Annotated in this window: 19 protein-coding genes and 1 tRNA gene; 9 read left to right on the top strand and 11 right to left on the bottom strand. The window is 72.9% G+C overall.

Features of this window, described 5'->3' with window-relative positions:
* Positions 1-340: RcpC/CpaB family pilus assembly protein (locus DY240_RS13955; RefSeq protein WP_199701475.1), on the top strand; the 340-nt coding region annotated here is incomplete at its 5' end.
* Positions 341-416: 76 nt separating this feature from the next.
* Positions 417-806 (top strand): large conductance mechanosensitive channel protein MscL, encoded by a 390-nt coding sequence (gene mscL / locus DY240_RS13950; protein WP_119660473.1) that lies wholly within the window; start codon positions 417-419, stop codon positions 804-806.
* A gap of 57 nt (positions 807-863) precedes the next feature.
* Here the strand turns inward: mscL and DY240_RS32860 are convergent, their stop codons facing one another.
* From DY240_RS32860 to DY240_RS31970, 3 genes are all read right to left on the bottom strand, one after another.
* On the bottom strand, positions 864-1,001 hold the full coding sequence (locus tag DY240_RS32860) for a hypothetical protein (RefSeq protein WP_199701474.1): 138 nt from the start codon (positions 999-1,001) through the stop codon (positions 864-866).
* A gap of 64 nt (positions 1,002-1,065) precedes the next feature.
* The gene (locus tag DY240_RS13945; RefSeq protein WP_119660472.1) at positions 1,066-1,524 is read right to left on the bottom strand and encodes a CBS domain-containing protein; all 459 of its coding nucleotides are present in this window, start codon (positions 1,522-1,524) and stop codon (positions 1,066-1,068) included.
* Positions 1,525-1,754: 230 nt separating this feature from the next.
* Entirely contained in the window at positions 1,755-5,969 is a 4,215-nt protein-coding gene (locus tag DY240_RS31970) for a DUF4011 domain-containing protein (protein WP_158602847.1), read from the bottom strand.
* Positions 5,970-6,237: 268 nt separating this feature from the next.
* Between DY240_RS31970 and DY240_RS13930 the strand changes: the two genes are divergently transcribed.
* Positions 6,238-6,780 (top strand): hypothetical protein, encoded by a 543-nt coding sequence (locus tag DY240_RS13930; RefSeq protein ID WP_119660471.1) that lies wholly within the window; start codon positions 6,238-6,240, stop codon positions 6,778-6,780.
* A gap of 158 nt (positions 6,781-6,938) precedes the next feature.
* The gene (gene trpS / locus DY240_RS13925; protein WP_119660470.1) at positions 6,939-7,994 is read left to right on the top strand and encodes a tryptophan--tRNA ligase; all 1,056 of its coding nucleotides are present in this window, start codon (positions 6,939-6,941) and stop codon (positions 7,992-7,994) included.
* A gap of 77 nt (positions 7,995-8,071) precedes the next feature.
* Here the strand turns inward: trpS and DY240_RS13920 are convergent, their stop codons facing one another.
* From DY240_RS13920 to DY240_RS13910, 3 genes are all read right to left on the bottom strand, one after another.
* The gene (locus DY240_RS13920) at positions 8,072-8,851 is read right to left on the bottom strand and encodes a hypothetical protein (protein WP_119660469.1); all 780 of its coding nucleotides are present in this window, start codon (positions 8,849-8,851) and stop codon (positions 8,072-8,074) included.
* A 26-nt stretch (positions 8,852-8,877) separates the two neighbouring features.
* Positions 8,878-9,360 carry an RNA polymerase sigma factor gene (locus tag DY240_RS13915; RefSeq protein WP_267901678.1) on the bottom strand — a complete coding sequence of 161 codons (483 nt, stop codon included), beginning with the start codon at positions 9,358-9,360 and terminating at the stop codon, positions 8,878-8,880.
* A 145-nt stretch (positions 9,361-9,505) separates the two neighbouring features.
* On the bottom strand, positions 9,506-10,483 hold the full coding sequence (locus tag DY240_RS13910; protein WP_199701472.1) for a pirin family protein: 978 nt from the start codon (positions 10,481-10,483) through the stop codon (positions 9,506-9,508).
* Between the two features lie 65 nt (positions 10,484-10,548).
* Here DY240_RS13910 and DY240_RS13905 point away from each other — a divergent pair.
* From DY240_RS13905 to DY240_RS13890, 4 genes are all read left to right on the top strand, one after another.
* A tRNA-Arg gene (locus DY240_RS13905) sits at positions 10,549-10,621 on the top strand.
* A gap of 357 nt (positions 10,622-10,978) precedes the next feature.
* Positions 10,979-11,464, top strand: a complete 486-nt coding sequence (locus DY240_RS13900; protein WP_119660466.1) for a VOC family protein — start codon at positions 10,979-10,981, stop codon at positions 11,462-11,464.
* A 32-nt stretch (positions 11,465-11,496) separates the two neighbouring features.
* Entirely contained in the window at positions 11,497-12,294 is a 798-nt protein-coding gene (locus DY240_RS13895; RefSeq protein WP_119660465.1) for a thymidylate synthase, read from the top strand.
* A complete protein-coding gene (locus DY240_RS13890; protein ID WP_119660464.1) occupies positions 12,291-12,752 on the top strand; it encodes a dihydrofolate reductase in 462 nt (153 codons plus the stop codon). The genes DY240_RS13895 and DY240_RS13890 overlap by 4 nt, the downstream gene beginning before the upstream one ends.
* Here the strand turns inward: DY240_RS13890 and DY240_RS13885 are convergent.
* The gene (locus tag DY240_RS13885; RefSeq protein ID WP_119660463.1) at positions 12,739-13,395 is read right to left on the bottom strand and encodes a TetR/AcrR family transcriptional regulator C-terminal domain-containing protein; all 657 of its coding nucleotides are present in this window, start codon (positions 13,393-13,395) and stop codon (positions 12,739-12,741) included. The two genes, DY240_RS13890 and DY240_RS13885, sit on opposite strands and share 14 nt — an antisense overlap.
* 78 nt (positions 13,396-13,473) lie before the next feature.
* On the opposite strand from DY240_RS13885, the gene DY240_RS13880 reads away from it, so the two are divergent.
* Entirely contained in the window at positions 13,474-13,935 is a 462-nt protein-coding gene (locus DY240_RS13880; protein WP_119660462.1) for a hypothetical protein, read from the top strand.
* 16 nt (positions 13,936-13,951) lie between these two features.
* On the opposite strand, the gene DY240_RS13875 is transcribed toward DY240_RS13880, so the two are convergent.
* From DY240_RS13875 to DY240_RS13860, 4 genes are read right to left on the bottom strand one after another with little or no spacing between them, the layout of a single operon-like run.
* Positions 13,952-16,018 carry a glycoside hydrolase family 2 protein gene (locus DY240_RS13875; RefSeq protein WP_119660461.1) on the bottom strand — a complete coding sequence of 689 codons (2,067 nt, stop codon included), beginning with the start codon at positions 16,016-16,018 and terminating at the stop codon, positions 13,952-13,954.
* 34 nt (positions 16,019-16,052) lie between these two features.
* Positions 16,053-16,931 (bottom strand): carbohydrate ABC transporter permease, encoded by an 879-nt coding sequence (locus DY240_RS13870; RefSeq protein ID WP_119660460.1) that lies wholly within the window; start codon positions 16,929-16,931, stop codon positions 16,053-16,055.
* Position 16,932: 1 nt separating this feature from the next.
* Positions 16,933-17,853 carry a carbohydrate ABC transporter permease gene (locus tag DY240_RS13865; protein WP_119660459.1) on the bottom strand — a complete coding sequence of 307 codons (921 nt, stop codon included), beginning with the start codon at positions 17,851-17,853 and terminating at the stop codon, positions 16,933-16,935.
* 2 nt (positions 17,854-17,855) lie between these two features.
* On the bottom strand, positions 17,856-19,232 hold the full coding sequence (locus DY240_RS13860) for an ABC transporter substrate-binding protein (protein WP_119660458.1): 1,377 nt from the start codon (positions 19,230-19,232) through the stop codon (positions 17,856-17,858).
* Between the last annotated feature and the right edge of the window lie 41 nt (positions 19,233-19,273).

Below are 19,273 nucleotides of genomic sequence, written 5' to 3'. Positions count from 1 at the left end.
GGCCGGCGAGCCGATCACCGACCGGCGGCTGCTCGGCCCCGGCCTGCTCGACGGCTGGGGCGCGGACGTCGTCGCCGCGCCGGTGCGGGTGGCCGACACGGGCGCGGCCGGCTACCTGCGTCCCGGCGACCGCATCGACCTCCTGGCGACGGCGCTGGACGGCGCCGCGCACACGGACGTCGTCGCGGCGGACGTGCCGGTGCTGGCGGTACCGGCGGCCGGGGAGGCCACGCTCGCGGAGGGTGCGCTCCTCCTCGTCGCCGCGACCCCCGACCAGGCCGCCGGGCTCGCCGCGGCCGCCGTCACGTCGCGGCTGTCGTTCACCATCGGTGTGTCGTGATTTCCCCTGATCAAGGCCCTTCAGCAGCTAAGGTGTGCCCCGGCCAAGCGTCGTCGGACGGAGAAAGGGAGAGCGGATGCTCAAGGGCTTCAGAGACTTCATCAGCAGGGGGAACGTCGTCGACCTCGCCGTCGCCGTCGTCATCGGCGGCGCGTTCACGCTCATCATCAACGCGATCGTCCAAGGGTTCATCAGCCCCTTGATCGCCGCGATCTTCGGTGAGCCGGACCTCACGCGGGTGATGACGTTCGAGATCAATGGTGCCGAATTCTCGATCGGGCTCATCCTCGACGCCGTCTTCAACTTCCTGTGCGTCGCGGCGGCCGTCTACTTCTTCATCATCACGCCGATCAACAAGCTGCGTGAGCTGCGCGCCAAGGAGCCGGAGTCCGAGGAGGAGGCGACCCCGCCGGAGGACATCCTGCTGCTGCGCGAAATCCGCGACGCCCTGCGCGACCGCGTCTGACCGCTCGACCCGTCAGGGCGCCGTCCCGAGCGGGCGGCGCCCCGGCGGTCGCGGGGCTCACCAGTGCGGCGGACGCTCCTCGAGCAGCCGCTCGTCGTTGGAGGCGTCGTCGTCGCCCCAGCCGGTGGGGCGTTCGTCAGTCGTGGTGTCGGGCAGGACCTCGAGGTCGTCCTCCCACCCGGATGCGCTGCTCATGCCCGTGGTTCCTCTCGTTGCTCGACCCCCCGGCCGGCTGCGGTGCCGGCCGGGGGTCGCCGATTCAGTCCAGGTCGCCGGCCTCGACGCGGGCGAGGCGGCGCTCGCGCACCAGGTTGTCGACGTCGATCTCCGGCGCGCCGGTCTCATACCAGAGTGCCGCGAAGACGCCGATGACGTCGCGCTGGCTCAGGATGCCGACCAGCCTCCCATCCTCGACGATCGGCAGGTGCCGGATCCAGTGCTGCGCCATCAGCCGCGCCGCGTCGCGCACGTGGGTGTCGGGCTCGGCCGTGATGAGGTCGCGGGTCATGACCTCGGCGATCGACGTCGTGCCGGGGTCGGCGCCCTGGCCGACCGCCCGCATGACGTCGCGCTCGGTGACGATGCCCACGATCGCGTCACCCTCGACGATGACCACCGACCCGGTCTGCTGCCGCCACATCTGCTCCGCGGCACTGCGCAGCGTCCCCGTGGTCGAGTCGGTGATGGTGGCGTTGGTCATGATCTCGGCGACGCGCACTGGCTTCTGCTCCCCCTGAACACACTCACTCGCTGGAAGATCACCAGCGTAGAACACCTGCGGGTTCGACCGACGCCGGATTTCCGGATCCGCCAGGTCAACCCCGGTTGCCCACCGCAGACCACGTCCGGCGTGGTCACACGTCCTGGGTCTCAGTCGCGTCAAACGGCCGAATCCGGCCCACGAACGCGACTCACACCCAGGACGCGACCCAGGCCCAGGACGTCGAACTACGCCGCGGGTGAGCCGGCGCGGGCGACGCGGACGGCGTGGCGGAGGACGTCGGCGGTGCGGGCGTCGGCGAGGTCGAGGCCGAGATCCGTGGCGAGCAGCGCGACCACGTCGTCCGCCCGGCGGGCGACGCCGTCGGACTCGGTCCAGCGGGCCAGCGAGGCCAGCTCGCGGCCGGTGTAGTCGCTGACCGACCGGCCGCTGACGATCAGCGGGCGGTTGCCCTGACGCACCGGCTCGGGCTCCGCCTCGACATCGCCGGGCGCGGCATCGGACGGTCCCGCCGTCGCCGTCTCCGCGACACCCTCCGCCGAGGCGGCGCCGTCCTCGGTGGACGGACCGCTCCCCTCCGGCGCATCCGCACCGGCATCCGCACCAGCGCCAGCACCAGCGCCGGCCGACTCGCGCACCGGCACGGACCGCTGTCCGACCGGCGGCCGCTGAGCGGCAACGGCGCCCTGCACGGGCACCTGCTCGTCCTCGGGCATGCCGGCGACGATGTCCGCCTCGGCCGCGGCCACCGCCCAGTCGTAGGCGTCGGCGTCCTTGACCGCCTGCTCGTACGCCGCCAGCAGCCGCTCGGTCTCGGCGTCGGGGTCGGCCGCCCACGCCGCCGACCAGATGCGGTGCACCGTCCACCCCAGCCGCGACAGCTGCTCCTGCCGCAGCCGCTCCCGCTCGCGCGCGCTGCGCCGGGCCGCGTACGTCTCGCCGTCGGTCTCGATCGCGAGCACGAACCGCGACCGCCGCGTGGGGTGCCGCACCGCGACGGCGACACCGCCGGGCCCGCCGTGGCCGAGCACGACCTCGCCCTCGACGCCGGCCTCCTGGAGCCGTTCGGCGACGGTCTCGGCGAGCATGCCGGAGCGGCCCGGCGCCGCCGTGGCGCCCTCGACCCAGTCGGGCTGCGGCCCCTTCTGCACGTACGCCAGGAACTCCCCGAGCGCCTGCGCGCCGGGCGTGGTCAGCCGCCGCGGGCTGAGGTCGTCGGCGCCGAAGGTCGCGACGACGGTGAGCCGCTCGCGCGAGCAGAGGGTCGCCGCGCTGAGCCGCCGCTCGCCGCCGGGCCGGCCGAGTGCCCCGAACCGGTAGAGGATGCGGCCGTCGACCGACCGCCCGTACCCCAGCGTGAGGATGATCGCGTCGCGCACGTCGCCGGAGACCCGCTCGACGTCCTTGATGAAGAACGGCTCGGCGCGGTCGCCGCGCAGGTGGGACGCGACCTCGGGGGCCCGGATCAGCGCGTGCCGCAGCGCCGCGTCCAGCCGCTCGGCGTGCCGCGGCCCGAGCGTCACGACGCCGAGGCTCTCGTGCGGCCGCTTGCGGACGTGGTCGAGGACCAGCTCGACGACCCGGTTGACCTCGTCGGACGAGCTGTCGACGGGGTCGTCGGCGGTGGGGTCGGACTCGACGATCTCCATCGTCACGCGGTCGGTGCCGCCGACGCCGGGGACCGTCGTGAGCCGGCCGGCGTGCGTCGTCCGGGCGGCGAAGCCGACGAGGCGGTCGTCGCGGACCCGGTGCTGCCCGGTGAGCAGCCGCTCCGGCAGCGCGTCGCGGAGCAGGTCGACGACGGAGGCGGGCGGGTCCTGCGCCCAGGGGCCCTCCTGCTCGTCGGGGTCCGGCGCGGGCTCGACGGCGGTGGTGAACGGCGGGCGCGCGACGTCGTCGTCGCCGACGAGGACGACGCGGGCGCCGCGGGCCAGCGCCGGCACGGCCTCGGCGACGGCGAGCCGGCCGGCGTCCTCGACGACGACCACGTCGAACAGCGGCCGCGGCGGCAGCAGCTCGGCGACGGACAACGGCGACGCCACCCAGCACGGCACTGCCGCCAGCGCCAGCTCCGGCGCCTCCTCGACCAGCTCGCGCGGCGTGGCCGGCAGCGCGCCGTCGGGCGACTCGGTCAGGACCGCGGCCTGGCCCTCGTGCTGCTCGGCCTCCTCGGCGAACCGGGCCCGGCGCGCCTCCAGGACCCGACCGGCGGCGGCCCGCACCTCGACCATGTCGGCGGCGCGGAACTCCTCCAGCCGCCGCTCGTGCGCGTACCGGTCGAAGCGGCCGAGCGCGGGGTCGGTCGAGCGCCACAGATCCAGCAGCGAGGAGTACCAGGCGTAGTCGAAGACCGCCTCGACCTGGTCCGGGCCGATGCCGCGGCGGCGCAGCTCGGCGATGAGGTCGTCGAGCCCGGCGGCGGACAGCTCGGCCTGCAGCTCGTACAGCCGTGGCAGCGCACGCAGGTGGCCGCTGTCGGCGATCAGCTCGTCCAGCCGCTTCGCGACGTCGGCGAAGGACAGGTGCTCGAGGTCGGCGGTGCGCGGGTTGCCGTCGGCCAGCGTGGCCAGCGCGTGCCGGACGCCCTTCGCGGCGTCGACGGCGTTGGCCAGGTGCGGCCCGGTGCGCGGCTGCTTGCCGTCGCGCGACCGCTCGCGCCACGTGGCCAGCTGCTGCTGCGCGGCGATGAGGCTCTCGTGCAGCCGCGGACGGTGCTGCCGGCCGGCCTTGCCGGTGAGGTCGGCGAGCCGCTTGCGCAGCTTGCGGCGTGCGAGGAAGCCGGTCGTCACGCCGTGCGACGTGCGGTAGGCGCGGTCGCCGGTGGCGGCGGCCAGCTCCTCGAGCGGCTCGTCCCAGATCTGCGCGCCGAGCGTCTCGACGGTGCGCCCGACCGACGCCAGCAGGTCGACGGTCTCGAGGCACTCCGCGACGCTCCCCGGCCCGGCCAGCCCGACCTCGACAGCGGCCCGGGTGGCGGCGTTCTTCAGCCGCGGCAGCGCCCGTTCCCGCAGCTCGGTGACGGTGCCCAGCAGGGCGTCGGCGGCCCGGATGTCGGGGACGTCGGAACCGAACCACGGCGAGCCTGACTCCGTGAGCGTCAGGCCCTCGATGTTGGCGAAGTCGCGCAGCTGCAGCCGGACGTGCGCGGTGCTGCCGGACCTCGCGAGGACGTCGGGGTCGACCCGCGCGGACGTCCGGGCGAACTCCTGCGCCGTCGCGACCAGCACCATCGCCTCGTGTGCCGTCGAGCCCCACGGCTGGCGGATGGCGTGGATCGCGTCGCGGTAGGCGTCCAGTTCCGCCGCCAGCGTGGCGGCGGTGCCGGGTGTGACGTGCTCGAACTCGCCGGGACGGGCCTGCCGCAGCCGGCGGGCGGTCTCGGCGATCTGCTGGACGGCGGCAGCGGGCGGCGTGCGCCCCGCGTCGAGGACGACGTCACGCAGGCCGACGGAGTCCAGCCGGGTGACGAGGTCGTCGAGGACGACCCGCTTCTCGCCCACGACGAGCACCCGCTGGCCCCGTCCGACCAGCTCGGCCACCAGCGCCGCGACGGTCTGGGTGCGGCCCGTGCCGGGCGCCGCGGCGACCCGCAGGTGACCGTCGCCGGCGGCGGCCGCGACCACCTCGTCCTGCTCGCTGTCGGTGTCGAGGACGCGGTAGCGCGGCTCGGCCGCGGCGCCGGGCCGGGCGACGGCGGACAGCGCCGCGGGGTCGCCGGCCAGGGCGGCGACGACGTCGTTACGCTGCAGGTCGACGCCGAGCGCCCCGAGGTCGCGGCTGAGCGCCAGCGGGACCGTGGTGAACGTCGCGAGCACCGCCCGGTGCGCGATGGCGAACCCGTCGACGACGTGTGGGGGCGCGAACTCGCGCAGCCGCTCGACCACCGTCGCGTACCGCAGCCGTCCGGCCGGGTCGCGCAGGTCGTCGGTGGCGAACCGCAGCCCGAGCTGGGTGTCCAGCGCCCACAGCAGCACCGGGTTGACGAACGGGTCGTCGGCGATGGTGATGGTGAAGTCGGTCTCGGCCGGGTCGCGCGCCTCGACGACCGCCGAGCGGAGCATGACCGGCGCCGTCGGCCGGCGCGCGGCGAACGGGTTCGCCCAGGTCGCGATGCCGACGGCGAGGTAGCACACGGCGATGCCGCGCTCCTCGGCCAGCTCGCGGGACTTGTCGCGGATGGCCCGCACCGACCGCAGCGCCGACGTCCGCAGCGGCTCGTATGGGAACAACTTGGAGACGAGAACCGGCTCACCCTCGAGCAGCAGCTTGCGGGCCTCCGGTTCGGCCGCCGCGAGGTCGAGCGTCCCCACCTTGAGGTCGCGATAGGACAGCAGCGGGTCGCGCCCGCCGAGCGCGGCGAGCTCGCCACTCCACCCGTCGACGGCGTGAGCGACCAGCTCCGCCCGGGTCGGAACGGAGCCGGCGATGGCGTCGCTGCGCATCGCGCTCACGGGATCGGGAGCAGGGGTTCCGGATGCCTCACACCCCGCACGTTAGTTCGCGAACGCCGCCCAGGTGTGGAGGCAAGCCGAACACGTGCACAGGTTTGACCGCAGGCTGTCCGGTTTGTCCGAGGCCGGGGGTTGGCCGTGCGACCGGGTATGTGCCTGCCGGCCGGCGTTGGGACTAGAGTGTCGCCGGTCCACGGGGGGCGAGGGGTTCCGGCACGGACGAAGACCGGAACCACGTCAGGCTCGAAAGGTGTGAGTCGTGAAACTGCTCGAGGACGTCCCCTCGGCCGTCGCCCACCGCCCGCCGCCGCGCCGCACCAAGCTCACCCTCGGGGTGGCCGCGGCGTTCCTGCTGGTGGCGGCCGTCGTCGGCGTGATGCTGGTCGCGTCCAGCGGCGGGTCGGGTGACTCGGCGACTGACGGCGAGCCGCGCCCGTCCGGCACCATCGCGGACTGGGCCGCGGGCGTCACCGACGCCTGCACGACGGTGGCGGCGGAACAGCCGATCATGGCGCAGGGTCCCGAGGTCCGGCTGGACGTCGCCAACCTCGCCGCGGTCGAGACGGGGACGAGAGCGCTGGTGGCGGCGGTGCACGACGTGCCGCTGCCCGCCGACGAGGCCGAGCGGGCGCAGGCGAACGCCGCGGTCGCCGTCGGCGACCAGGCCGCGCAGGCGTGGACGACGCTGACGGACAGCTCCGCCGAGGCGACCCCCGAGCAGGTCGCCCAGGCCGCCGAGCTGACCGCCGGATTCGTCGCCGGCATGACGCAGCTCGGGGCGAACTGCGCACCCATCGGCTGACGGGCGCGGCACGGTAAGGTGGAGGCGTGAAGTCCCTCGTGCTGGTGTGGTGGCTGCCCTCGTAGGCGGCCCACCTCAGCATGCTCATCGGCCGCCGCGACGGCGGCCGACCAGGTGACAGCTCTCGCGGTGGCCCTGCCCACCGAACGGAGAGCGTCATGACCCTCACCACGACCCTCGACACCCCGCTGCTGGCCGATCCGGCCGACGTGGCGGCCGATCCGTCGCGGTACCGCGTCCTCACCGGCGACCGGCCGACCGGCCCGCTGCATCTGGGGCACTACTTCGGGACGCTGCTGAACCGGGTGCGGCTGCAGCGGCAGGGCGTCGAGACCTTTCTCGTCGTCGCCGACTACCAGGTGATCACCGACCGGCTCTCGCCCGGCGAGATCGCCGCGAACGTGCGCGAGGTCGTCCTGGACAACCTCGCCGCCGGCATCGACCCGGACCGGACGACGGTGTTCGCGCACAGCGCGGTGCCGGCGCTGAATCAGCTCATGCTGCCGTTCCTCTCACTGACGACGGTGGCCGAGCTGCAACGGAACCCGACCGTGAAGGACGAGGCCGCGGCGTCCGGCCTGGCGTCGATCAGCGGGCTGTTGCTGACGTACCCGGTCCACCAGGCGGCGGACATCCTGTTCTGCCACGGCAACCTGGTCCCCGTCGGCGACGACCAGCTGCCGCACGTCGAGCAGACCCGCACCATCGCGCGGCGGTTCAACGAGCGGTACGCCGGCGGGCGGGCGGTGTTCCGCGAGCCGCAGGCGCTGCTGTCGCCGGCCCCGCGGCTGCTCGGCGTCGACGGCCGCAAGATGAGCAAGAGCCGCGGCAACGCGATCGCGCTCAAGGCGACGGCGGACGAGACGGCGCGGCTGATCAGGCGCTCGGTGACCGATGCTCGTCGTGACATCACCTACGACCCGGCCGGGCGGCCGGGCGTGTCGTCACTGGTGGAGATCGCGGCGCTCTGCCTCGGCGTCGCGCCGGATGAGGTCGCGGCGCAGGTCGGCTCCGGCGGGTCGGCGATGCTGAAGGCGCTGGTCACCGAGGTCGTGAACGAGGAGCTGCGGCCCGTACGGGAGCGGCGTGCGGCGTTCGCCGCGGAGCCAGGGCTGGTCGGGTCGCTGCTGGCGGACGGCGCCGAGCGGGCCACGGCGCTGGCCGAGTCGACGCTGGCCGACGTGCAGGACGCGCTCGGGATGGGCGCGTATTGAAGAGGCTCCGCAGTGATGCGGGGCGCGTCCGGTGATGGTGGGGTCACCGGACGCGCCCCGAGCGGCCCGACGAGTCGTCAGGGCCGCCGCTCACCGGGCTGGGGTAGCTCGGTGGGCTGCCGGTCCTCCGCTCCGGACGGGGGATCGGCGGGGTCGGCGGGTCGCTCGTCGGGGGCAACGGGCGGATCCGCCGGATCGGTGGGGCGCTGCTCCGGCGCCGTCGGATCGGTGCCGGGCACGTCGTCGGGCTGGCCGGGGGTGTCCGGCCGGTGGTCGCCCGGCGTCGTCGGCACGGGCGTCGGCAGCGGGGGCAGCGTCGGGTCGTGGCCCGGGTCGTCGGGCTTGTTGCCAAGTTCCTGCGCGTCCTCGCTGACCTCCTGGCCGTCGACGCCGCCGTCCTGGGCGTCCTCGGCGACGTCCTGGCCGAACTCGCCGGCCTCGTCGGACTCGCCGAACGAGATCGGCGTGACCGTCTCGATCACCGACTCGACGCGCTGCTGCGCGGCGTCGGGCAGCGCGCCGGCCGCGGCGACGCCGGTGAAGCCGGTGAAGATCGCCGCCAACGCGACGACCGCCCTGGTCCGCATGCTCATCGCCGCCACCCTCCTGCCGAGCCGGGCGCGGACGGGGTGCACGTGCGGCGGCGGCGACGGCGCGATGCCGGCGAAGTCGCCGAGGGCGATGCGGCGGGCGAGTTCAGCCGTGGGGGGAACGGCCTCATCTGCACTCCTTCGGATGGCTTCCACCGCATCCGACAGCGCCGCCAGCTCGGGCAGGTCGGGTCCGCCGGGCGGGATCCGCACACCGCGGAGGATCGCCTCGACTGTCGCGTCGTCGGGAACGGTGGTTCGTGTCATGTCAGTCCTGCCATCGCCGGCGCCGCTCATGCGGATACGCCTTCCCGGTCGAGTTGTCGCCGCAATGCGTTGAGTCCCCGGCGCTGCAGCGCCTTGACCGCTCCCGCGGACTTGCCCACGATGCCGGCCACCTCCTCGACGCTCAGGTCGGCGAGGATGCGCAGCAGCACCACCTCGCGCTGGTCGTCGGACAGGCCCGCGCACAGCTCGTGCACGCGGCGCCGGCCCAGCTCGGCGAGGGCGTCCTGTTCGGCGTCGCCGCCTACCTTCTCGACGATCTCGAGGTCGGCGTCCATCGTCACCGGACGCCGCGACCGCCGGCGGCGCTCGTCGGTGACCCGCCGGTAGGCGATGGTGAAGACCCACGACCGGAACTGCTGCTCGGAGCCGGTGAACGACGACAGCCCGGCGAACACGCCGAGGAACACCTCGCTGGTGACGTCCTCGGGCTCGGTCGAGCCCTGCAGGCGCGCGTAGCCGCCGACGACCGGCGCGAGGTCGGCGTACAGGCGCTCGAACGCCCACGGCGCACCGGCGCGCGCGGCCGCGAGGATGCCGTCGAAGTCCGCTCCGATGGACAGTGGCCCCTCCCGGATGTGCGCCGCGCCTCACAGGCGTGATCGCACGGAGCGGCCGGAAGGGTACGGCTTCGTCCTAGTTCGCCGGCGGAGTCGTGCGACGGCGGCGCGGGGTGAGCCGCAGCGGCGGCAGTGGCGGGGCCGGGATGCGGTCGCCGCCGTGACCGGCGACGATGCCGAAGCGCTCCTGGCCGGGCCGCTCCCACTCCTCCCGCGCGGCGACGATGTCCTCATGGCTGCGTCCAACGAAGTTCCACCACATGACGAGGTCATCCGGGAACGGTTCGCCGCCGAGCAGGAACAGCGTGGTGTCCTCGTCCTCCGCGGCGAGCGTGAGCTCGGCGCGGCCGGTGCCGAGGTACAGCAGCAGCCCCGGTTCCAGCGGCGTCCCGGCGACGGCCGCCCGTCCGGTGAGAACGAGGACGGCGTGCTCGAAGTCGGGCCGCAGCGCGATCGTGGCCGCGCGCTGTCGCTCGAGGTCGAGCTGGGCGCCGAGCAGCGGACTGTACGTCGTCGCCGGCGACGTCGTCCCCGCCAGCTCCCCGACCACCACCGTCGCGCGCACGCCGTCGCCGTCGTACTCGGGGAGGTCGGTGTGCTGCTCGAAGGCTGGCGCCGCGTTGCCCGCGGCGGCTTCGGGCAGGGCGACCCACAGCTGCAGCCCGTGCAGCAGCGGCGCCTCGCCGAGCGAGATCTCCGAGTGCGCGATGCCCGGCCCACTCGTCATCAGGTTCAGCTGCCCGGGCTTCACGACGACGTCGCTGCCGACGCTGTCGCGGTGGTGGATCTCACCCTGGACCGGCCAGGTGACCGTCTGCAGCCCGGTGTGCGGATGCGGCAGCACCACCATGTCCGTGTGCTGCGGCCCGAACTGGTCGAGGAAGCACCACGCCCCGACGGTGGGCAGCTCGCGGTGCGGCAGCGTGCGGCTGACCCGCATCGCGCGGATCCCGCCCAGCGGCACGTCGCGCGGCTGGAGCAGCATCGTGGCCGGGCCGGTGTGGTCGCCCGAGTGACACCGCGTCTCCGCTGGACGCGCATCGAGGTTGCTCACCCTGTCGAGCGTAGACGCCGACCCCCGGCGGCGGCCGGTCCGCGGCGGATAGAATGGCGCAGCCCGCCCTCGTAGCTCAGGGGATAGAGCATCCGCCTCCTAAGCGGAGGGTCGCAGGTTCGAATCCTGCCGGGGGCACTCTGTGACGCACGTAGTCCGATGTCGGATGGGTCGTCGGGCACGCTTGATCGCCGGGGGTGTGCGCCGCCAGAGAGCGGTCATGGTCGCAGCGGTGTAGACGCTGAGGCCAACTGTTGGCGCTGGTGTCTACACCGTCGAGCCGTACCGACCTGCCCTGAGCGACCTGCCGGCGGCCGGTGCCCACCAGCCGAGGGGCAAGAGGCCCTGACAACGGCGACGTCGCCACGGCTGATCCCGCGACCCGCAGTCATCTGCACTGCTCATCGGCTCGCGTCGTTGTCGCTTGGACGACAGCAACGCCACCCAGCGCGAGCACCTTGACCTCAACCATGCTTGAGGTTTTAGCCTGTCGCCATGGTCAACCGGACGATTCCCACCCGATACGAGAAGGCGGCCGTGGCCCACGTGATGGTCGACGGCGCGGACGCGGCCATGCGCTTCTACGCCGAGGCCTTCGGCGCGGAGGAGCTCTTCCGGATCGCTCACCCGGACGGCAGGGTGCTCCACGCCGAGATGGCGGTCGGTGGCTCGGTCTTCATGGTCGGCGACGCGGACGGCATCTTCGCCTCGCCGCGCACGTTGGGAGCGACGACCGTCGGGCTCCACGTGTATGTCGACGACGTCGACGGTCTGGCGGAGCGGGCGGTGCGGGCCGGCGCCGAACTCCTGCAAGAGCCGACGGACATGTTCTATGGCGATCGGACGGTCATGCTCCGAGACCCGTTCGGTCACGTGTGGGTGTTCCTCACCCACCAGGAGGATCTCGAGCCCGACGAGATCGCACGCCGCGGTAACGAGCTCCTCGCTCGAACCGGACCCGGTGGGCACGGCGGTCCGTGAAACGGCGAGAGGCGCGGTCTAAGCTCGCAAGCATGCCGGACACGCAGTACGAGGACCTGCTCCGCCACGTGCTCGACACGGGGGCTCACAAGGGCGACCGCACCGGGACGGGCACGCGGTCGATCTTCGGTCACCAGCTGCGCTACCGGCTGTCAGAGGGCTTTCCGCTGATCACGACGAAGAAGGTGCACTTCCGCTCGATCGCGTACGAGCTGCTGTGGTTCCTGCGCGGCGACTCCAACGTCGGCTGGCTGCAGGAGAACGGCGTCACCATCTGGGACGAGTGGGCGGCGCCGGACGGTGAGCTCGGCCCCGTCTACGGGGTGCAGTGGCGGTCGTGGCCGACGCCGGACGGCGGGCACGTCGACCAGATCAGCGAGGTGCTGCGCACGCTGCGCGAGAACCCCGACTCCCGGCGGATCATCGTGTCCGCGTGGAACGTCGCCGACATCCCGCGGATGGCGCTGCCGCCGTGCCACGCGTTCTTCCAGTTCTACGTCGCCGACGGCGAGCTGTCGTGCCAGCTGTACCAGCGCAGCGCCGACCTGTTCCTCGGCGTGCCGTTCAACATCGCCAGCTACGTGCTGCTGACGCACATGATCGCCCAGCAGGTGGGCCTGCGCGTCGGTGACTTCATCTGGACCGGCGGCGACTGCCACATCTACGACAACCACGTCGACCAGGTGCGTACGCAGCTGGCCCGCGACGCGCGACCGTTCCCGACGCTGCACCTGAAGCCGGCGGACAGCCTGTTCGACTACACCTACGAGCACTTCGCGCTGGAGGGCTACGACCCGCACCCGGCCATCAAGGCGCCGGTGGCGGTGTGATCGGCCTGGTCTGGGCGCAGTCGGCGAACGGCGTCATCGGCCGCGACGGTGCGCTGCCGTGGCACCTGCCCGAGGACATGAAGCACTTCCGCACCCTCACCGCGGGCGCGACCGTGCTCATGGGCCGCCGCACGTGGGAGTCGCTGCCGCCACGGTTCCGGCCGCTGCCGGGCCGGTCCAATCTCGTGCTGTCGCGCACACCGCAGGAGGGCGCGACAGCGACGTACCCCGACCTGGCGCAGGCCCTCGCCGCGGCGTCCGGTGACGTGTGGGTGATGGGCGGCTCCGCGGTGTACCGCGCCGCGCTGCCGCTTGCGGACCGGATCGTCGTCACCGAGCTTCAGGAGCACTTCGACGGCGACACGTACGCGCCGGAGGTCGGCCGTCCGCCGGACTCCGTCGGGACATGGCGGGAGTCGGCGACCGGCCTGCACTACCGCATCCTCACCTGGGGCTGAGCCGGCGGCCGTCAGCCGGGAGCAGCGTCTCGAAGCCGGCGATGAGCGCCGTCAGCGTGAAATCCAGGCGCGACTCCATCGTCACCGGGCCGTCGGCGAGTGCGTCGGCGAGGACGGGGAGGTCCTCGCCTGCCAGGTCGGCGACGGCGGCCGGTTCCCGATTCTGGTCGCCGGCGTAGCCGAGGTGGAGCCCGACGACGGCGCCGGCGACCGCGTAGACCAGGTGCAACGCCGTCCGCGCGGGGAACCCTGCCTCGCGCAGCAGCCGCACCAGGGTCTCCAGGATCGCCAGGCTCCGCGGCGTGATCGCGGGACGGGTGGCGAACAGCAGCACGGCGCCGGGGTGTCGGGCGAGGCCGCGATGCAGGTCGTGGGCGTAGCCGGCCACCACCTCCTGCCAGGCCCCCGACTCCGGCGGCCAGCCCAGCGACTCGGCGAGGACGTGCTCGACGATGGCGTCCTCGAGGCCCTGCTTGTTCTGGACGTGGTGGTAGAGCGTCATCGCCTCGACGTCGAGCTCGCGGGCGAGCTTGCGCATCGACAGCGCCTCGACGCCGTCGCGGTCAGCCAGGCGCACCGCGGCCTCGAGCACCTGTTCCCTGGTAAGACCCGCGTGCTTGCCCTGCACTCGCGACCGGCCCACGACCACCCTCCTTGACCTCACTTACGGCGTAAGACTAGCATCGAGCAAGTCATACACCGTAAGAGATGGGAGATCGCCATGGCGGTGCGGAACGAACGACGCACGAGCCGCTGGCAGAGCACGGTGCAGGCCCTGCAGCTCGGCGTCGGCCTGCAAGTGGTGTGCCTCGCACTCCCCCTGCTGGACCTGTGGTTCTTCGGCTCGATCGAGGGGCACGTCGAGGCCGCCTACCCCGAGTGGGACGCGAGCGAGGTCGCGCTCGACCGCAACGCGATCGTCATCGCCCTGCTGGTCGTCGGGGTGCTCGGACTGGCCGGCTGGCTGGCCGCGCTCTGGGCGGCGAAGCGCGGCCGCGCCGTGTGCGCGACCGTCACGACGCTGTTCGTGCTGGGCATGACTACCGTGGCCGCCGTCGCAGGGGCCGGCGGCGACCCCTACGACCAGTACGTCCCGCTGTGGCTGGGTAGCACGATCCTGGTCCTGCTCGCCCTGCCCGGCATCACGGCCGTGCTGGCCGTGTGGTTCCGCGGGCGGGACTGAACAGGACGCGCCCGGCTCAGCCGGCCGGGTGGCCGGCCTCGACGTAGCCGACGTCGAGGAAGCCGACGGCGTCCGCGTCAGCCGGGTCGTCGCCGGTCCAGCACCACAGCCGCCCGGTGCGCCGTCCGGCGGGCAGGGCGGTGCGCAGCACCACCGGCTCGCTGAGCGCGAACGGCACGGCGGTCAGCGGCTCGGACTCCAGGTCGGGCTTGGTGTCGCGGCCCGGACGGGGCGCGCCGGCCGGTGTCCAGACGGCGCGGATGGTGGTGTGCAGCGGGCCCGGCCCGTGGTGCGACACCCGCACCGGCACCTCGAACTCGGCCTCGCCCGGGGCGAGGTCGGTCCCCGCGGCCAGCGGCTCGACGTCGAAGACGAGGACGGTCGGTGCGTTGACGATGGCGGGGTCGAAGCCGCCGAGGTCCTTCGCCGAACGGTCGGCGTACAGCAGCCCGGCGCTCTCGTGCTCGACGTCGGCCAGCTCGGTGTAGACGTAGCCGGCGATGCGGTCGTGCCGGCGCAGCTCCTGGGTCTGCCAGCGCAGGTGCCAGCCGCGCTCGAGGCTGGTGAACCCGCCGCCGTACTCGCTGTTGAGGAACGGCACGCCCGACCGCGGCACCCCGTCGTCGGCGTAGATGGCCTTGTGCTCGACGTGGTCCGGCCCGAGCCGCACCGGGAAGTCGACACGTTCGCCGGCGGCCAGGGCCGCGACGGTCCGCGCCCACGTCACCGGGTTCTCCTCGTAGTGGTGCCAGTCGACGAGGTCGGTGCGCACGTGCGTCCAGCCGGAGTTGTCGACGATCGGGCGGGACCGGTCGAGGGCGGCGAGCAGGTCGTAGGCGCGCCGGACGGCGTCCTGCTTGCGCTCGTCGCCGGGGACGTCCCAGTCCAACCCCCACTCCTCGTTGTACAGCCCCCAGACGACGATCGACGGGTGGTTGCCGTCGCGGCGGACCATGGCCGCGATCTGCTCCTCGAACGCCGCGCAGCTGGCGTCGGTGAACCGGCTGGTGCTGGCCGGCTCGGCCCACACCAGCATCCCGGCCCGGTCGGCCGCGTGCAGCCAGCGCGGGTCCTCGAACTTGAGGTGCTTGCGGACCAGGTTGAACCCCGCTTCGGCGGCCAGCCTGAGGTCGTCGCGCAGCGCCTGCGGGCTGGGCGCGGTCAGGCCGGTGCCCGGCCAGTAGCCCTGGTCCAGCACGCCGCGGACGTACAGCGGCTCGCCGTTGAGCCTCAGCCGCTCGCCGTCGGCCTCGATGCGGCGCAGCCCGGTGTGCGCGGCGAGCGTGTCGACGCCGTCGGCGGTGCGCAGCGTGACGTCGACGCGGTACAGGTGCGGGTCCGCGGGGGACCACAGGCGCGGCCGCTCCAGCGGTAGCGTCCCGCGGGCCACGCCGGCCTCGTCGCAGGTCAGGTCGACGGTGACGCCCTCGGTGTGCAGCGTGACGACCGCGCCGGCAGCCGCCGGGCCGGCCGCCGTCACCGTCGCGTCGATGCCGGTGAGCGAGTCGCCGCGCAGCTCGACGACGTCGACGTACGTGGCCGGGCGCCGTTCCAGCCACACCGGCTGCCAGATGCCCGAGGTCGGGGTGAAGCTGACGCCGTCGTAGTCGTCGCGGGGGATGGAGCGCTGCTTGCCGTGCGGGATCTCGCGCTTGTCGGCCGGTGCGTGCACCCGCACGACGATCTCGGCCCGCTCCCCCGCGCGGGCCACGGCGCCGAGGTCGAACTCGAACGGCGTGTAGCCGCCGGTGTGCCGGCCGAGCAGCTCGCCGTTCACCCAGACCGTCGCCTCGTGGTGGACCGCGCCGAAGCACAGGAAGGTGTGCCCGTCCACCCACGCGTCCGGCACGCGCACCGCCGTCCGGTACCACGCCGACTCCAGCCAGGTCCGCCGCACGCCCGACGCCGGCGTCTCCCAGGCGAACGGCACCACGATCGACTCCGGCCACGGCCCCGCGGCCAGGTCGCCGGGACCGGTCAGCTCGCCCGCCTCGTCCGGCCGGAACTCCCACCGGCCGTCGAGCGGGAGCCAGGCGGCGGAGCGGTCGCGATCCGGGCGGGGGTACTCGTGCTGATGCGTCACGGGTGGAGCCTTTCGTCAGGTGGAGGGAGCGGGGTCAGCCCTTGACCGAGCCCGCGAGGATGCCGTTGATGAAGTGGCGCTGCAGCAGCACGAACACCACGAGCAGCGGGATGAGCGCGATCGAGCTGGCCGCCAGCAGCTCGCCCCAGACCGTGGCGAAGTCGGCGCCGATGCGGTTGCCGGTGATGTTCTGCGCCAGCGTGGCCAGCACGACCTGGAGGGTCTGCATCGACTCCCTGGACGTGACCACCACCGGCCAGACGAAGTCGTTGTAGATGTTCATCACCGTCAGGACGGCCAGCCCGGCCAGCCCCGGCCGGATCACCGGCAGCACGATCGAGACGAAGATGCGGAACTCGCCGCACCCGTCGACCCGCGCCGCGTCCAGCAGCTCGTCCGGGACCGCCGCGATGACCTGCCGCATCCAGAAGATCGCGAACGCGTCGACGGCGCCCGGCAGCACCAGCGCCTGGTAGGTGTTGACCCAGCCCAGCTCGCGCATCTGCAGCAGCAGCGGCACGACGAGCACGATGGTCGGCAGCATCAGGGTGAGCAGGACGGCGCCGAAGATCACGTTCTGCCCGGCGAACCGGTACTTGGCGAACGCGAACCCGGCCAGCGGCGCGAAGAACAGCGTCAGCCCGCCCTTGAGCACCAGCACGATCGCGGTGTTGAGGAAGCCCGAGGCGATCGGGACGTCCTCGAACATCGCCCGGTAGTTGCCGAGGGTGGACGTGCCCGGGTCGAAGCCGAGCGGGTCGGTGATGATCGACGCCGGCTCTTTCAGCGACGACAGCACCGCCCACACGACCGGTGCGAGGAACGCCGCCGTCAGCACGATGAGGAACACGTGCGAGCCGAGGGCGGGGCGGCGCCGGTCGCGCCGGCGAACGGGAATCACGGAGACGGCCATCTCAGTCACGCTCCCGGAGCAGCCGGACGAACAGCAGCGACACCAGCATCACCAGCGCCACCAGCAGGAACGAGTTCGCCGACCCGGTGCCGAGGTCGGACCGGCCGAGGTGCTCGTAGAGGTACAGCCCGGCCGTCGTCGTCGACCCGTACGGGCCACCGGCGGTGACGACGTACGGCTCGGCGAACATCTGGAACACCGCCAGCGTCTGCATGACGACGAGGAACAGCACCACGCGGCGGACCAACAGCACAGTGATGCTGACCAGCTGCCGGGTGCGCGATGCGCCGTCCAGCTCGGCCGCCTCGTAGACCGACGCGGGAATCGACTGCAGCCCCGACAGCAGGATGACGATCGCGAAGCCGGTCGTCTTCCACAGGAACAGCAGCGCGAGCGTCGGCTTGGCCCACACCGTCGACGTCAGCCAGTCGATCTCCGGCAGCCCCACGGCGCCGAGCAGGCGGTTCACCGCGCCGTAGTCGGAGTCGAAGACGACGATCCAGATCTGCGCCATCGCCACCAGCGGCGTCACGAACGGGACCAGCGCGACCGTGCGGTAGAAGCCGCGCATGCGCAGCTTCGCGTTGTTCAGCAGCACCGCCGCGATCAGCGCGACCACGACCTGCACCGGCACGATGAGCAGCCACAGCACGGCCGAGTTGCCGAGTGACGACCAGAACGCGTCGCTGCCGAGCAGGTACGTGTAGTTGTCCCAGCCGACCCAGCGCGCCGGACCGGACCCGCTCCACGCGGTGAAGCTCAGCCGGAACGTGTAGATGAGCGGGTAGACGCTGAACGCGAGGAACAGCGCGACGAACGGCAGCACGAAGACGTACGGCGCCAGCCGCCGTCCGGACGGGCGCCGGCGACGTCGCCGGGCCGGCGCCGCCGGAGTCCGTTCGCGCATCTCGGTGCTGGTCATGGTCACGACGCGCGGTCCACCAGGTTCGTCTGGATCTGCTCGGTCGACTCGGCGATCACCTGCTCCGGGGTGAGCTCGCCGTCGAACATCCGCTGCAGGTTGTCGCCGAGGTAGTCGACGGCGCCGGCCCACCACTGCGGGATGGGCGTGCCGCCGGGGATCTGCTCACCGGCCTCGATCGCGACCGGCCACAGGTCCTGGCCGCCCAGCGCGTCGAGCGGGCCGAACAGCGGCGTGGCCGGGTCGGCGGCCGGCGCGTAGCTGGGCACCGACGTGTTGAGCCCGTCCGGGTAGATGGCGTTGGGCCCGTAGACGGCCTGGAAGCCCTCCGGATCGAACACCAGGAACTCGTAGAACAGCCAGGCCAACTCGGGGTTCTCGGCGTCACGCGGGATGACGAAGCTGGACCCGCCCATCGCACCGCTGCGCGCGCCGCCCTCGGTCCACGCCGGCAACGGCATCGCCCGCCACAGGCCGGTGGTCTGCGGCAACAGCTGTTGCGGCGCGAAGTCCCACCAGATCGCCCACGGGACGAAGACCTGCTGGCCGCTCTCCAACGCCGCGAGGTCGGCCGGGCCGAGGTACTCCGCACGCGTGCCGAGGCCGGCCTTGTTCACCTCGTCCAGCCAGCCCAGGATCTGCCGGTACTCGGGCGAGTCCAGTCGCAGCTCGCCGTTCTCGTCGGCCAGGCTGGTGCCCAGCTGGCTGGCGAACATCTCCAGCCAGAGCTGGCTGAGGAACGGCTCCTTCTCGAGATGGATCGGCGCGGCATCGGGCCGGGCCGCCTTGATCTGCTCCGCGGCGGCGAACAGGTCGTCGTAGGTCTCGATCGACGCCGGGTCGATGCCCACCTCCTCGAGGATGTCCGCGCGGTAGTAGAGCAGCCCCGGGTTGAGGTCCCACGGAACGCCGTAGATGCGCCCGCCGACGGTGTTGACGTCGACCTTCTGCGCCGCGATGTCGTCGAGGTACGGCTCCAGCACGGCCGAGAGGTCGTAGAAGTGGTCCGAGAGCCCGGCCACCTTGGCGTCGTCGAGGAACACACCGTCCGGCACGTCGGCGCCGGCGATGAGCGTGTTCGGCAGCTTGGTGTCGATGTCGACGGCCTCATGGTGGACGACGATGTCCGGGTAGCGCTCGGTGAACCGCTCGATGACGCCGTCGAAGACCTCGTACAGGTCGCCGGAGCGGTCCCAGATGGTGATCTCGCCGGCCGGGGCGTCGGTGTCCGGCGCGGCCAGCGTGCCGTCGGCGGGACCGGTGTCGCCGGCGCCGGACTCGGCGTCGGAGCTGACCTCGGGTCCGCAGGCGGCCAGCACGACCGCCGTCAGCCCGGCGGCCGCCGCCACGGCCCGCCGGCGGATCTGGGTGCGCTTCATGACACTCCTTTGTGTGAAGGCCGAGCGTCGGAGGCGACCAG

Origin of the sequence: Jiangella rhizosphaerae (genome assembly GCF_003579925.1) — a bacterium.
Taxonomy (GTDB): Bacteria; Actinomycetota; Actinomycetes; order Jiangellales; family Jiangellaceae; genus Jiangella; species Jiangella rhizosphaerae.
This window is presented reverse-complemented; position numbering and strand designations above follow the sequence as displayed.